This is a genomic window from Dermatophilus congolensis (genome assembly GCF_900187045.1).
Taxonomy (GTDB): domain Bacteria; phylum Actinomycetota; class Actinomycetes; order Actinomycetales; family Dermatophilaceae; genus Dermatophilus; species Dermatophilus congolensis.
Map to the genome: position 1 here is coordinate 371,066 of NZ_LT906453.1, position 14,700 is coordinate 385,765.

Genomic DNA, 14,700 nt, shown 5'->3' on the forward strand with positions numbered 1-14,700 from the left:
TGTGGTCAAGACCATGGCTTCCAGGGCCTAACGTCCTGTTCAGAAAAACTCAAACATAGAGACTGCTACCTCCCATCCCAGCGGAAGATCACGAAAGCGGCCACGAACATAGCGACTGCCCACACCAACGACACCAAGACATCGGTGAGAAACGAGTAGGAAGGGCTGATTCCGGTGAGCCCGAAGCGCAGCATGTCGGCGATGTAAGTGAACGGAAGGGCAAGCCCGATGGCCTCAACCCAGCCAGGCATCATTCGGTAGGGCAAGAAGACACCACAAAGGAAAAGAAGGCCCGGGCTCACAAAGCCGGCAAGCGTGCCGATCAATGCAGGGTTATTGGAACGTGCGCCCAGGAGCAGCCCGTCATGGGAAAGACCAGCGACAGGAACGTCGTCAGCGGGTTGCGGAGCAGCTCCTTCAGGCTCGCGGAACTCAGCGCGCGGAAGGCTTTCATTCTTCATCCTCGTTGATCGGTGACGTTGCCCCTGCGGTGGACAAGAAGACATCGGTGAGGCTGGGTGGGCGTGTGCGCACGGAATCGGGACGAATAATGCGTGTGCTGCGTAGCGCGCGCAGGCTCGCCTCTTTGTCCCGTGTAATGAGGCGGACCGTGCTCAGGCCACGATGCTCGACGACGCTGCTCCACACCACGCCGGGTAGGGCATTCAGCATCTCCTTGCTCACAGTGCTGCTCGTTTTGAAGGAGATGCTGCCTTCGAACGCGTAGGAGGTAAGTAATTCTTCGATGGTTCCCTGAGCTAGCAGCTTGCCGCGGTGAAGGATGGCGACGCGATCACACAGGGCCTCTGCCTCGTCCATCATCTGCGTCGCGAGCAGCACTGCCCCTCGGCCGGCGCGATTGAGGATGATCTCCCATACCTGCTCCCGGACCAGGGGATCCAGCCCGACTGTTGGCTCATCGAAGAGAACCACCTCGGTATTGCCGACAAGCGCATGCGCCAGACGCAGCCTCTGAAGTTGCCCTCCCGAGAGCTTGCCGACCGTTTTCTTGGCCTCGTCAAGAAGTCCGACGTCGTTGATCGCCACGTCAGGATCCACGGGATCGGGGTAGAAGCTAGCCCACATCTGGACCGACTCTCGCACCGTCAAGTGCTTGTACAGAGCCGACGACTGCGGCTGTAAAGAGAGCTGCCTCGCGACTGCGAGACGATCCCGGCATGGCGAGTGGCCGCACACCCAGATCTCACCCGAATCTAGCTGCCGCGCCCCCCACGATGGACTCCATGAGAGTGGTTTTCCCGGCGCCGTTGACTCCGAGGATCCCAAAGGTTTCGCCGTCGTGGACCGTCACATCTAGTCCGTCTAACACTGGAACGCCGTCGTATCGCTTGACCGCGCCCCTCACCTTGACGACCTCTGCCTCACTGGGATTCGGGCTGCTCATGATGTGTATGTGGTGAAAGAGCTGTTAGGGCGGGTTGGTAATCCTCCTCATCTTCCTCGAAGAAGACCTCACCGCCCTCACCCACGCTCAACTGTGAAAAGACCGTGAGTTAACGAACATGAACGCCAGCGCCATGAATCCCACCACAACATTCGCAGACCCCACCCCCTACACCACACTCAACACACGCCTACAGCACCTCGCCCGCACCTGGCCCGACATCGTCATCCCCCTGCCACACCTCACCCCCGAACAACTCACCCATATCGACCCCACTTACCACCAGGCAGCACAAGCCCTACCCGGCCTACACGTCCTAGACCCCGACGGCCCCCTGGGCATCTGGCACACCTACACCTGGCACCCCTCCACACCACCCACACAAACCCTGCTCGACACCCCCGACGCCACCATCACCACCATCGGCGACAACCTCCACATCACCACCCGCGACAACCCCCAACTCCAATCCCTACCCGCCACCACCCTGGACTGGTGGACCACCATCACCACCAGCCTCGAAACCCACCTGCCCGACCTCGCCCACCACGCACAAGCCCTCCTCGAAGAAGAAGGCACCACACCCACCGACGCCCCCGAAGGATTCACCCTCACCCAACACGAAATCCTCCTCACCCTCCTGGAAGAAGACCTCACCGCCCTCACCCATGCTCAACTGTGAAGAGTCCGTCAATGACCGAGCATCAACGACAGCCCGAATGAGAACGCTCGGCTAGTGCGACGGTGCCGGAGCTGCCGTCGACAGTAACGACGTCGTCGTCCCGCAGCGTCGTGGTGGCGTTACCGGCGCCCATGACCGCGGGGATGCCGTACTCGCGGGCGACGATCGCCGCGTGAGACAAGCGACCACCAGTGTCCGCGACGACAGCGGAGGCCAACGCGAACAGCGGTGTCCATGACGGGTCGTTGTACTGGCAGACCAAGACGTCACCGGGTTGGAGGCGGTCAAATGTTTCCGGTCCAGTGATGAGTCGTACCGGTCCGGTGGCGGTTCCGGGGCTCCCGGGTGTGCCGGTGATCGCTTCTTTGCTCGCGTCAGCGCCCGAGGCCCACCAGGCTGCGGCTGCCCGCGGTCTGGCAGCCGTTCGCGCCGCAATGACCTGGCGGATCTGCTCGATCGGCAGCTCACCCCGTAGACCTGCGGCGATCTCCTCCAGCATCAAGTACTTGACGTCATCGATCCGCTCCAGCACACCCCGGGTGCGGAGGCGTTCTGCCATCTCGTCGGTGACGCGACGCGCAAGGAGGTAGGCCTCCTCGATGAGGTAGACGGATGCCTCCCGCGCGACGTGGCCGTGTCGCCAGTCCGTCACCGCGCGGTCAAACCCGCGGCGCATCAGGCGAGGTAGACGTCGACGGACTTCGGCGACGAGGTTCTCGTGCTGCGGCCCAGATTTCGCCAGGTTTCCGCCGAGGTCGGCCCGCCTCATCGCGGCGACGGTGGCCTCGAGCACAGTCGGCTCTTCTCGCCACGAGCGGTTCGAGAAGGGCAGATACAGCTTGGTCGTGCGTGCACCGTAGGCGGCGAGGAACGCCTCAACGGCGCGGCGGTACACCGGATCAAGGGTCAAGGAGCGCTAGACGTCGCAGTTCGCGGTCGATGACAGCCGTGGTGAAGTCGAGGTCACCGAGTAGGTCATGGGCGTCCAGGTCGGCCCGGCGAGCGAGACGCAGGTACCAGCCCAGACGCACTCCGGTCAGTTGGGCAGGACCGACGTAGTCAAGGAATCGGACGCGGGCGATGTCGTCGACGATTCCCAACACTGCTTGAAGATGTTCGGCCAGTCCCGTGTCAGCAGTCGTTGTCAGATCGGCGGGCAGCACAGCACGCAGCCGCCCCCGGAAGGCCTCCTCGACAGCGGGCCAGTCGGAGGGATCTGGCGCCTGGTAGCGCAGGAGTCGGAGTACGCCCCACCCGACGCGCACATCGGGGTGAGCGACCGTGACTGTTCCGTCGGCGGCGACGTTCACGAGCTGCTCGATCGGAGTGGATCTGATGCCGATCGTGGCCATCCCGGCCTGCAGCTGCCGGTGTACGGGGACGATCGCGGCGACATCTAACGGGTACGGGCCAGGGTAGTGCTCGATGAGATCTTGGTGGAAGCCCCGGGAGAGCCTGCCGATACGACGCCCGCTCACCGTCCTCGTGAGCGCAGTCACCGTCGCAGCCTCGAATGTCTCGCCCTGCGCTGGAGCAGTCGTGATCGGGCGAGCCTGCAGAACCCACAGTTTGTCATCGACAAATGCCCATTCGACATCCATCGGCATCCCGAAGTGCTCTTCCACCTGCCGCCCGAGCGAGGCGAGACGCAGAACCTGCTCTTCCGTCAGGCACGCGCGCTCACGGTCGGCCACAGAAACGTCGGTCGTGCGTGTGGCCGCGCCGTCACGATCGATGCGAGTCTGCTTAGCGCCGACGCGGCGTTCGAGAATCGTGCCGTCGGCGACGCGGAACTCGTCGGGCGTCACAGCGCCGGATACGACACTCTCACCCAACCCCCACGAGGCATCGATCAAGGCCTCATCGGCGCCGGTGACAGGGTTTCGAGTGAACATCACCCCGGAGGTCTGAGCATCAACGAGGCGCTGCACCACCACGGCCAACGCAACCTCGGCGTGGTCGAAACCGCTGCGTTGCCGGTAATCCACGGCCCGCTCGGTCCACATCGACCCCCAGCACCGTCGCACGGCGTCAATGACCGCATCAACGCCGATGACACCGAGAACGGTCTCCTGCTGTCCCGCAAAGGAAGCCTCGGGGAGATCTTCGGCCGTCGCGGAGGAGCGCACCGCCACCGCGACCTGCTTACCCCAGGCATCGAGAAGTGTGCTGACCACCTCACGAAACCCGTCGGGAACGGACTGCGCTTCAACGGCCTGCCGCACGGCAGGCACGCCATCGGTGAGCAACCGGGCCACGTCGAGGTTCCGCACCACGTCGCGATACGTGGCCGCGGCGATCACGAAGCCTTCTGGCACGGGAAACCCCGCGCGGTACAGCTCACCGAGGTTCGCGGCTTTGCCGCCTGCGGTCGCCAGGGTGGCGTTGTCAAAACCGATGATCATGCGGTCCTCCAGGAGACAAGCAGTCCGCACGCCGCAACTAGTAGAAGGGAAGCGAGCACGCCTCTGCTCGCGGCGGGGCCTGAAATATTGGCGGGCCAGAGCCCGATGAGGAGTACCACGATGGCCGCGCCACCGTGCCGTGCCAGTTGGACGAGGGACGATGTCGAGGCGAGACGGCTCTCATCGGCCATAACCTGGACCTGCGTCAACACCAGAGGAAGGGCTGCACCGCAGCCGAAGCCGACCCCCACCCCTGCGGCGATGAGCCATGTCTGCCCCGCTCCAAACGCCAACAGCAACGATGCCCCAACGACGACCCAACACCAGGTCAGCGCGCATCTACGGCTGGCCAGCACCCCACCGGCAGCGCTGCCTGCTGCGGCCGCGAGAAGAACTGGCACCAGGCTGCGACCGATCGATTCGGCATCGCTGTGGTGCACAGTCGCCAAGGCCCACGGCAGGTAGGTCACGACGGCGACCGTCATTCCACCCACGAGAAACGACATGCATAGGAGGGAGATCAACGACCCCGTTTCCGCTGTGGCGCGCATATTTCTCCAGCGGAACCGCCCGCGGCGCGCATCAGGGGCGGCGGTAGGCATCGAGCTCCCGGCGAGTACCCATCCGGTGAGGATGAATGGCATCGTCGCCGCCATCATCCAACGCCACCCGGGCCCGCTGGTGAACCAGCCACCCACGAGAGGTCCGGCGATATTCGCGAGCGCTTGAGCTGCGCCCATCACCCCGAACGCACGTCCACGAGCCTGGTCCTGCTTGAACAGCCCCATGACTGCGAGCGCTGCGGGGATGATCATGCCAGCTCCGAAGCCCTGTACTGCACGGCATGCGATGAGGGAGCCCATTGATGTGGATGCCATGACTCCGCATGTGCCCATGCCGAAGACTGCCAGTCCCCAGGCGTACATTCGCCGAGCTCCCAGGCGATCGGTGAAGACTCCGGCGACCGGCAGGACGAGAGTGGATGTCAGTAGATAGGCGCTGGTCACCCAGGCGTAACAGGCGGTGTGACCGAGTTCGGTGACGATCGTTGGTGTCGCGGTTGCCAGCAGGGTTTGTTGCAGTGTGGAGGCCACCATCCCTAACAGGGCCGTCGTCAAGGCGGCCTTCGGGTGCAGGGATGGGGTGGTCATTAGACCGCCAGCGCCGACAGCGCTAATTCCAGCTGCGCCGATAACTGGTCTGTCAGGGGGCGGTTGCTCTGGTTCCAGGCCCAGGCGGCGACCGGGGCGAAGTAGGCAGAGGCGACCAGCATCACTGCGGAGTCGAGGTCGACGGGGCGGAGCTCATTGGCGGCCATTCCGTCGTTAAGGATCGTGGCGAGCAGGTGCAGGAGGGGTTCGCGAGAGGATGTCACGTCTCGATTGGCCAGTGTGGACAGGCGCGCGATGCACATCTGCCGAGCTGGCTCCTCGTTTGCTGCGAACCAGTTGGCGGCAGCGGTGAAGATGGACCGCAGTCGCTCGGGCGCCGATGCCTCGGGTCGATCCGCGGCTTTCATTGTGTCGAGGACCTGTTCTCCCAGGAAGGACAGCACGTCTTGTTTGGTCGCGAAGTATGTGAAGAAGGTTCCCTTGCCGATGTCGGCTGCCTCGGAGATCTGTGCCACGGATGTCCGTTCGAATCCTTGGGCTAGGAACAGGGTCATCGCTGCTTCGACGATTCGTTGTCGTGTGGACTCTTTGCGCCGCGCTACCCGCGCGCTCGTAACCATAATATTATGGTTACTCTATTTATGACCGCGGTCAATATTGATGTAGGTGAGTCAATCAACCGCCGATGTTGTGCACCGTTCATGCATGCCGGGTCTGCAGTGAAGACATCAACGGCTCCCCACAACGCCCACCAGCCACCACACCCGCGCCCAGCAGCACCCAACCACGGGGTTACTGTTCCAACAGACAGAAACTGCCTGAAAAGGCAGCGAATACATTTGGGCGAGAGGTAGATAACAACGTGGACGCGGACATCATCGTCGTAGGAGCCGGACTAGCCGGCCTCGTAGCCGCAACAGAAGCAGCAGATGCCGGCCGACGCGTCCTGATCATCGACCAAGAAGGCGAACAAAACCTCGGCGGACAAGCCTTCTGGTCCCTCGGCGGACTGTTCTTCATCGACTCACCCGAACAACGCCGCATGGGCATCAACGACTCACACGAACTAGCAACCCAAGACTGGTTCGGCAGTGCACAATTCGACCGCGAAGAGGACTACTGGCCACGCCAATGGGCCAACGCCTACCTCGACTTCGCCGCAGGTGAAAAACGCGCCTGGCTCCGCTCCCTTGGACACCGCATCTTCCCCATCGTCGGATGGGCCGAACGCGGCGACGGCCGCGCCGAAGGCCACGGAAACTCCGTCCCCCGCTTCCACATCACCCGAGGCACCGGCCCCGCCCTGGTCAAAATCTTCGAACGCCGCATCCGCAAACACGCCAAAAACGACCGCATCCGCTTCGCCTTCCGCCACCGCGTCGACGAACTCATCACCACCAACGGAGCCGTCACCGGCGTCCGCTGCGCCATCCTCGCCCCCGACGACGCCCTCCGCGGCGCCGCCACCAACCGCGACATCACCGGCGAAACCGAATTCCACGCACCGGCCGTCCTCGTCTCTTCTGGCGGCATCGGCGGCAACCACGACCTCGTCCGCCGCGCCTGGCCACAGCGCCTCGGAACCCCACCAGAACACATGGTCACCGGTGTTCCCGCGCACGTCGACGGACGCATGCTCGCCATCGCCGAACGCAGCGGCGGACGCATCATCAACCCCGACCGCATGTGGCACTACACCGAGGGCCTGCAAAACTGGGACTCCATCTGGCCCAACCACGGAATCCGTATCCTCCCCGGCCCTTCCAGCCTCTGGCTCGACGCCACCGGAAACCGACTCCCCGCCCCCTACTTCCCCGGCTTCGACACACTCGGAACCCTGCGCCACCTACGCGCCACCGGACACGACCACAGCTGGTTCGTCCTCACCCAAAAAGTCATCGAAAAAGAATTCGCCCTCTCCGGATCCGAACAAAACCCTGACCTCACCAACCAAAAAATCGGGCTCATGCTCTCCCGCATCGCCAGCCGCGGCGCCCCCGGCCCCGTCGAAGCCTTCAAAAAACACGGAGCCGACTTCATCGTCGCCGACACCATCCATGACCTCGTCACCGGTATGAACACCCTCGAACCAGGCCCTAACGGCACCGGCCTCATCGACGAAGAAGCCCTCACCCACCTCATCACCTGCCGCGACCGAGAACTCAACAACGAAGTCACCAAAGACACCCAACTCACCTTCATCCGCGAACACCGCCGCGGCTGGGGAGACCACGTCCTACGCACCGCCGTCCCCCACGCCTTCAGCAACCCAGCCAACGGCCCCCTCATCGCCGTGCGCCTGCACATCCTCACCCGCAAAACCCTCGGCGGACTCGAAACCGACCTCCAAGGACGCTGCCTACGCCACGACGGAACAGCAGTACCCGGCCTCTACGCAGCCGGCGAAGTCAGCGGATTCGGCGGCGGCGGCATGATGGGATACAACGCCCTCGAAGGCACCTTCCTGGGCGGGTGCCTATTCTCCGGCCGGCAAGCAGGAAAAGCGATGGCCCAAGCCCTGGCCTAACACCACCACCAACCGTCCCCCACCGGCACGATTGTTAGCATCCTGCACAGGCGGCGCCCCGAAACAACACCTCACGGGCGCCGCCAACACCCACCGAACACCCAACCCGTAAGGACACGTATGGACTGGGGCCAAGCGCTCTCTCTCGGCGTTGTACAAGGACTCACCGAATTCCTCCCCATCTCCTCCAGCGCACACGTGTCCCTCGCTGGCCGCTTCTTCGGCAAAGACCCCGGCGCAGCATTCACCGCCATCACCCAGCTAGGCACCGAAGCCGCCGTCCTCCTCTACTTCCGTAAAGACATCGGCCGTATCGCCAAACGCTGGTGCAAAGCCGTCACCGGAAAAATCCCCCACTCCGACCCCGACGCCCGCATGGGTTGGCTCGTCATCGTCGGCTCCATCCCAATCGGCGCCCTAGGCATCGTCCTGTCTGACCTGATCAAAGGCCCCTTCCGCAGCCTTTGGGTCACCGCAACCATGCTGATCGTCTTCTCCGCTGTCATTTGGTTCGCTGACCGCAACGCACGCCAAACCAAAGACCTCACCAACCTCACCATCAGCGACGGACTGCGCTACGGACTCTGGCAAGCCTGCGCACTCATCCCCGGCGTCTCCCGCTCCGGCGGCACCATCTCCGGCGGACTACTCATGGGATACAGCCGCGAAGCAGCCACTCGCTACTCGTTCCTCCTCGCCGTCCCCGCCGTTCTGGCCTCAGGGTTCCAACAGCTGTTCGACATCAGCTCTGACCCAACCCCACCAGCCTGGGGCCCCATCATGGGCGCCACAGCCGTGTCTTTCTTCATCGGATACGCCGTCATCGCATGGCTGCTGCGTTACGTCTCCACCCACAACTTCACCCCCTTCGTTATCTATCGCATCGCCTTGGCCATCGGCCTCATCATCGCCCTGAGCACCGGCACAATCCCCGCCATCGACCCCGGAACCAGCCAATCCTGACCTCCCCCGGAGGCCTGGCCCCTTCTACCCCGCTGCGCGGGTAAACACCCATGCCCCAGCAAAGGGAACCCAAACTCCAGCGATCCACCGTCACCTGCCCGATGAGGAATGAATAACACGCCCCGCGGCAGCGAGAAGGAAGGACCACCATGCTCGGCTTCCACGTGACTATCGTCCCTGCCCCTGACCTAGCTGCCTCCCGTGCCTTCTACACCGCTCTGACCGGAACCGACCCCGTAGTCACCAACGATGAATATGTCGGCTTCCAAATCGAAAACATGCACCTTGGCCTTGACCCTCACGGCACCCCCTCCCCTAAAGGGATCACCCCCTACTGGTCCACCGAAAACATCACCAACCTGCTGCGCGTCCTCGCCGACAACGGCGGAACCGTTTTGACTACGCCGTTCGATGTGGGTGGTGGACGTCTCATTGCCAGGGTCTCTGATCCTGCCGGTAACGTCATCGGCATCACCGAAGACCCCGAGCCACCCCCGGCCTGATCTGCGAGCAAAGGAGAAGCGCCCTGATGCCACCTCGCCTGCGCATCAAACGCATCATCGCGGCCGCTGTCGCTGCTGCGCTGGCCCTCATCGTGGCTGTCCCTGCTGGCCTTGTTTTCTTTCCTGTTGCTGATGAGCCCGCAACATCGGATGCGATCCTCGTCGTAGGCCCCCCGTTTCCGGGACGAGTTGCTTTAGCTGACAAGCTCATGCGTGAAGGGAAAGCCCGCACCCTGGTTGTGGCGACTTTTGCTGGTCAAGAACGTCGTCAAGGCGTAACCATCTGCAACCAGAAGCAGCCTTACCCGGTTGAATGCTTTGTTCCTTCGCCTTACACCACGCGCGGTGAGGCGCAGAACTTCTCGCAGATGGCGCAGCGAAATAACTGGCATTCGGTGCAGGTGATCACGTTCTGGCCACACGCGAATCGGGTACGCACTCTTGTGAATCGGTGTTTTGACGGCAAGGTTGATGTTCTTGTCGCCCAAGACCGTGTGGGCGCCCATGAGGTACTGCACCATATGGGCGGCTGGGCCAAGATGCTGACCTATTGGAGCTGCTGATCAGCTTCAATCTCGTTCTGCTCTTGCATCATCAGATGTTGGATGAGCACAAAGAGTTGCTGGGGCGGCATAGCCTGGTTGCATGACATACCTGGTTCTCGTAGCCAATGCTGGTGATGGCACCATCTCGACTTTGCGACTGACTCCAAGTGAGGATGGTTCTGCCGCGGCGATGGATGTGCTTGCGACAAGCCCAGGCGGTAAAGGCAACTCGACTATCGCGGTCGATGCGCGTCGTAACTTGGTGTACACAACTTATAAGCCCGCTACAGACAAGGACCAGGCTGGTATTGCGGTGCTTGGGCTGGACCGTTCCTGCGGCGCACTGACTGAATTGCACCGGTTCGATGTTGATGCAGGTTTGGCATATCTGGATCTGTCTGATGATGGTGAGTTTCTCGTAGGTGCGAGCTATCACGGTGGTTTTGGTGCCGTGTGGCGAGTACGTGATGGGGTGATTGGTGAGCAGACCTCCCGGGTGGAGTTCGCGAATGTGCACTGCAGCCGGGTAGTGGGTGACCGAGTGTATTTCGTTGCGTTGGGTGATGATTTGGTGGCGCAGTATCAGTTGTTGCCCAATGGGTCGCTGGTGGCTTTGGGTGGGGAAACCGTGGTGCTGCCTTTCGGTAGCGGGCCTCGCCATCTGGTAGTTGACGGGGCGAACGCGTATGTGGTGACGGAGTTTTCGGGTGAAGTGATGCGCCTTTCGGTGGGGGTAGATGGTGCGCTGTCGCCAGGGGAGGCGACGTTGCAGGTGCGCCCTGATTCGGGGTTGCGGCACAGCCGGTTTGGGGCCGATCCGTTGGCAGAGGGGCTGGTGTGGGGTGCAGATGTGCATGTTGCGGGTCGTTGGCTGTTGGCATCGGAGCGGAATGCCTCGACGTTGGCGGTGATCAGCCGGGATGAGCAGGGCGTTTTGGGTGAGGTGGTGGACATAGTGACCACCGAGAAGCAGCCTCGTGGTTTCGGTGTGACGCCAGATGGCCGGTTTGTGGTGGCAGTGGGAGAAAAATCGACGACGGCGCGGCTGTACCGCGTGAGTGAAGAAGGATCGCTGCTCGATATTGGGTCTGTGCCGGTCGGGGCTGGCGCGAACTGGGTCAGTTTCGTCGATGCCTGATCTGTTGTTGGTCGTTTCAGTCGAGGAGGTTGCGTAGGTCTTCGGCGGTGAGTGCGCCGCCGAGTGAAGCTGGATCGTTGAGGATTGTGTCTGCGATGTGGCGTTTGTGTTCTCCCAGGGCGATCACTTTGTCCTCAATGGTGTCTGTGGCGACCAGTCGGTACACCATCACTTGACGGTGTTGGCCGATACGGTGCGTGCGGTCGATCGCTTGTTGCTCAGCGGCTGGGTTCCACCAGGGGTCCATTAAGAACACGTAATCGGCTTCGGTGAGGGTGAGTCCGACTCCGCCTGCTTTGAGGCTGATGAGGAACACGGGCGCATCGCCCTCACGGAATTCTTCGATGACTGCGGCGCGGTTTCGGGTTGCTCCATCTAGGTATGTTGTTGTGATTTTTTCCTCGCGCAGCCGTGTCTGCACCATGTGCAGGTATCGGGTGAACTGGCTGAACACCAGGGCCCGGTGACCTCCGTCGATGACTTCGCGAAGCAGGTCCACCAGTACGTCGATCTTTGTTGAGGATATTGACGTCATAGCTGGGTCTTCGGGGGCGACTAATGCTGGTGCGAGGGCGAGCTGACGCAGCATCGTCAATGACGAGAAGATCGCTACTTTGTTGCGGGCCAGGTCTTCGCTGAGTTTGAGGACACGGCGGCGTTCGCGGGCTAGGCGGGTGTCGTAAGCGCGGCGGTGTGCTGGTGCGAGCGCTACGCGCACGGTTTGTTCTTGTTTGGGTGGTAGGTCGGCGGCGACGTCTTCTTTGGTGCGGCGTAGCAGCATGGGGCCGATGCGTTTGAGGAGGTGTTCTGCGCGGGTGGGGTCGGTGCCTTCTTCGATGGGTCGGCGGTATGTGTCGGTGAAGGTTGCTGGGTCGGGTAGGAGGCCTGGTGAGGTGATGGACAGTAGTGCCCATAGGTCCATGAGGGAGTTTTCGACTGGGGTGCCGGTGATGGCGAATCGGATGGGGGCTTTGATGTGGCGTAGTGCGCTGTAGGTTTTGGATTGGTGGTTTTTCGCGATGTGGGCTTCGTCGAGGATCATGCCGCTCCAGGGGATCTGGGCGAATTCTTTGTCGTCGATGCGGGCGATTGTGTAGGTGGTGATGACTAGGTGTGCGCCGGCGATGCGGTCGGTGATGGTGTGTTTGGATTTTCCGGTGGTGCTAGTCAGGGTGGTGATGCGTAGGTCGGGGGTGAAGGTGGTTGCTTCGTGTACCCAGGTGTTGACGACGCTGGTGGGGGCGATGACCAGGAGGGGGTTGTGGTCGAGTTCGCCGTTGTCGTGGGCGGCTGCGGCGACGGCGAGGACTTGGAGGGTTTTTCCTAGTCCCATGTCGTCGGCGAGGATGCCTCCGAGTTTGGCGTTCCAGAGGCGGCGCATCCAGGTGTATCCGTGGATTTGGTAGGGGCGTAGGTTGGCGTGGAGGGTGGCTGGTAGTGGGGGTGTGGGTTGGGTGGTGGTGAGGGTGTTGATGCGTTCGCGCCAAGTGGTTGCTTCGTGGGTGATGATGCCGAGGGCGGTGAGGTGTTCATAGAGGCCTATGTGGGCTGGGGTGATGTGCAGGGTGGTGCGGCCGGGGTCGATGAGGTGGCGGGATTCGTCGATGAGTGTGCGCAGTTGTGTGAGTTCGGGTAGGTCGAGGGGGAACCAAGCGCCGTTAGGGAGCATCATGTGGGTTTCGCCGGTGGCGAGGGCGCGGAATAGTTCGGTGAAGGTGATGGTGTGGTTTTCGACGCGGACGGTGATGCCGAGGTTGAACCAGTCGGTGTGTTTGAGGCGTTGGGCGCCGCGGGTGGGGTTGGTGGTGGTGCCGAGGTGGTCGTCTATGCGGAATTCGATGGTGGGGGTGGTGGGGTTGGGGTGGTATTCGGGTGGGTTTCCTTCGGTGGTGATGTGGATGTTGGGCAGGGTGGTGAGGGTGGGTAGGAGTTGGGTGGCGACGGTGATGAGGTCAGTGCCGCTGTAGGACTGGGTGGGGGTGATTGTGGGGTGTCCTGCGGTGTTGGTGATGAATCCTGGGGGTGTTTTGGTGGTGGGGATGGTGTTGATGAGGTGTTGTTCGGCGGTGGTGTCACGGTGGGGGTAGGTGGTGGCGGGGGTGTTTCCGTAGGTGATGGTGGTGGTCAGGGTGACGCGGTGGTTGGTGGTGAAGCGGGCGTGGATGTGCAGGGTGGGGTGTTCGTTGTGGGGCAGGTTGATGGTGGTGTCGGTGGTGAGGGTGATGTGTTGGCGTAGGGCGGGTAGGAAGTGGGTGGTGAATCGGGGGATGTCGGTGGCGGGGATGCGGATGGGTAGGGGGCCGGTGGCGAGTTGGCCGATGGTGGGGGTGAGTTGTGTGGTGAGGGGGGCTAGGAGGAGTTGGGTGTCGGCCCATAGGGCCATTCCGTGGGGGGATGTGCCGATGAGCCAGGGGTATGTGGTGGGTGGGGTGGGGGTGGTGAGGGCGCCGGGGAGGTTTTCGTTGAGGTTGAGTTCGTGGTGGTGTATGCGCAGGTTGAGGAGGATGTCGGTGGGGGTGGTGGGTTGGGCGGGGGTGGCGTGCATGTGCACGGTGGCGGGGGTGGTGAGGATGTGGGGGGTGGGTAGGTCGTGGCCGATGAGGTTGATGCCTGCGTTGGTGGCGGCGGTGAGTGCGGGCCAGATGTTTTCGCTGAGGGTGGCTAGGGGGAGTTCGTCGGGGATGTTTTGGTAGGAGTAGCGGTTGGTTAGGCGTAGGCGGCGGATGGCCATGAGGGCGTTGTAGTGGGCAGGGATGAGGGTGTTGCGGTGGTTGTCGAGGTTTTCCCAGGTGATGCCGGTTTTGACCCAGCGGCCTGAGGGGCCTTTTTTCATGGGTCGGATGGTGATGTCTGGGGTGGTGGTGGGAGTGGTGGCGCCGAAGCGTTTGTAGGTGGGGCGGGCTTGGGTGAAGCGTAGGGCTGCGGGGGTGTGGTTGGTGGGGGTGGGGGTGTGGTGGGTGGTGGTGAGGGGGTGGAGGAGTTGTTCCCATTCGGGGGTGGTGGTGTGGGGTGGTTCGGGTGGGGTGGGGGTGGTTGTTCTGCCGAGGTTGATGTTTTCGTTGCCGGGGCGGGTGCGGGTGTTGCGGGCGGTGATGATGGTGGCGAGGGTGTGTTTGCAGTCTTTGCGTAGGGGGCAGGTGCAGGTGCAGGTGAGCCAGGTGGTGGTGTCGTGGGTGTGGTGGCGGATGTGTGTTTCGTAGGGTTCTGGGCGGTTTCCGGTGACGAGGGCGCCGATGGTGGTGTGGCCGTCGGTCCATAGGTCGGTGACTTTGTTGAGGTGGGCGTAGGAGTGTGCGCGTTGGAGGGTGGTGGTTCCGTAGCGGTTGCGTAGGTGGGTGTCGTCCCAGTGGTCTAGCCATTGCAGGTCGGTGCGGTCGAAGGTGTGGGGGTGGTGGTTTCGACGCGTCGCCATGGGGACAA

General features: G+C 62.5%; 14 protein-coding genes. 6 read left to right on the forward strand and 8 right to left on the reverse strand.

What is annotated here, in order from left to right:
- Window positions 1–65: 65 nt before the first annotated feature.
- Genes CKV89_RS01555 through CKV89_RS12455 form a run of 3 tightly spaced genes read right to left on the reverse strand, consistent with a single transcriptional unit; the run spans window position 66 to window position 1,405 of the window.
- Window positions 66–461 carry an ABC transporter permease gene (locus CKV89_RS01555; protein ID WP_028327299.1) on the reverse strand — a complete coding sequence of 132 codons (396 nt, stop codon included), beginning with the start codon at window positions 459–461 and terminating at the stop codon, window positions 66–68.
- A complete protein-coding gene (locus tag CKV89_RS01560) occupies window positions 451–1,197 on the reverse strand; it encodes an ATP-binding cassette domain-containing protein (RefSeq protein WP_157728066.1) in 747 nt (248 codons plus the stop codon). Before CKV89_RS01560 ends, CKV89_RS01555 begins: the two co-directional genes overlap by 11 nt.
- A 7-nt stretch (window positions 1,198–1,204) precedes the next feature.
- A complete protein-coding gene (locus tag CKV89_RS12455) occupies window positions 1,205–1,405 on the reverse strand; it encodes an ATP-binding cassette domain-containing protein (RefSeq protein ID WP_051277550.1) in 201 nt (66 codons plus the stop codon).
- A gap of 133 nt (window positions 1,406–1,538) precedes the next feature.
- Here CKV89_RS12455 and CKV89_RS01570 point away from each other — a divergent pair, with 133 nt between their 5' ends.
- Complete coding sequence (locus CKV89_RS01570; RefSeq protein ID WP_154657647.1) at window positions 1,539–2,087, forward strand: hypothetical protein; 549 nt, start codon at window positions 1,539–1,541, stop codon at window positions 2,085–2,087.
- 22 nt (window positions 2,088–2,109) lie between these two features.
- On the opposite strand, the gene CKV89_RS12135 is transcribed toward CKV89_RS01570, so the two are convergent.
- The 4 genes from CKV89_RS12135 to CKV89_RS01590 all read right to left on the reverse strand — a co-directional run bounded on the left by CKV89_RS12135 (window position 2,110) and on the right by CKV89_RS01590 (window position 6,224).
- Window positions 2,110–2,880 carry a PEP-utilizing enzyme gene (locus CKV89_RS12135; RefSeq protein WP_231935416.1) on the reverse strand — a complete coding sequence of 257 codons (771 nt, stop codon included), beginning with the start codon at window positions 2,878–2,880 and terminating at the stop codon, window positions 2,110–2,112.
- A gap of 106 nt (window positions 2,881–2,986) precedes the next feature.
- On the reverse strand, window positions 2,987–4,492 hold the full coding sequence (locus tag CKV89_RS01580; protein ID WP_051277549.1) for a PEP/pyruvate-binding domain-containing protein: 1,506 nt from the start codon (window positions 4,490–4,492) through the stop codon (window positions 2,987–2,989).
- Complete coding sequence (locus CKV89_RS01585) at window positions 4,489–5,643, reverse strand: MFS transporter (RefSeq protein WP_028327296.1); 1,155 nt, start codon at window positions 5,641–5,643, stop codon at window positions 4,489–4,491. The genes CKV89_RS01580 and CKV89_RS01585 overlap by 4 nt, the downstream gene beginning before the upstream one ends.
- On the reverse strand, window positions 5,643–6,224 hold the full coding sequence (locus CKV89_RS01590) for a TetR/AcrR family transcriptional regulator (RefSeq protein WP_034401203.1): 582 nt from the start codon (window positions 6,222–6,224) through the stop codon (window positions 5,643–5,645). Before CKV89_RS01590 ends, CKV89_RS01585 begins: the two co-directional genes overlap by 1 nt.
- A gap of 242 nt (window positions 6,225–6,466) precedes the next feature.
- Here CKV89_RS01590 and CKV89_RS01595 point away from each other — a divergent pair, with 242 nt between their 5' ends.
- The 5 genes from CKV89_RS01595 (at window position 6,467) to CKV89_RS01615 (ending at window position 11,280) form a co-directional block, all read left to right on the forward strand.
- The gene (locus CKV89_RS01595) at window positions 6,467–8,131 is read left to right on the forward strand and encodes an FAD-binding dehydrogenase (RefSeq protein ID WP_028327294.1); all 1,665 of its coding nucleotides are present in this window, start codon (window positions 6,467–6,469) and stop codon (window positions 8,129–8,131) included.
- A gap of 120 nt (window positions 8,132–8,251) precedes the next feature.
- Entirely contained in the window at window positions 8,252–9,094 is an 843-nt protein-coding gene (locus CKV89_RS01600) for an undecaprenyl-diphosphate phosphatase (protein ID WP_028327293.1), read from the forward strand.
- A 149-nt stretch (window positions 9,095–9,243) separates the two neighbouring features.
- Window positions 9,244–9,597 (forward strand): VOC family protein, encoded by a 354-nt coding sequence (locus CKV89_RS01605; RefSeq protein ID WP_028327292.1) that lies wholly within the window; start codon window positions 9,244–9,246, stop codon window positions 9,595–9,597.
- 26 nt (window positions 9,598–9,623) lie between these two features.
- Window positions 9,624–10,160 carry a YdcF family protein gene (locus CKV89_RS01610; protein ID WP_028327291.1) on the forward strand — a complete coding sequence of 179 codons (537 nt, stop codon included), beginning with the start codon at window positions 9,624–9,626 and terminating at the stop codon, window positions 10,158–10,160.
- A gap of 82 nt (window positions 10,161–10,242) precedes the next feature.
- Entirely contained in the window at window positions 10,243–11,280 is a 1,038-nt protein-coding gene (locus CKV89_RS01615; RefSeq protein ID WP_028327290.1) for a lactonase family protein, read from the forward strand.
- Window positions 11,281–11,296: 16 nt separating this feature from the next.
- Here CKV89_RS01615 and CKV89_RS12460 read toward each other — a convergent pair whose 3' ends face one another.
- Entirely contained in the window at window positions 11,297–14,692 is a 3,396-nt protein-coding gene (locus CKV89_RS12460; RefSeq protein WP_051277547.1) for a DEAD/DEAH box helicase, read from the reverse strand.
- Window positions 14,693–14,700 lie beyond the last annotated feature (8 nt).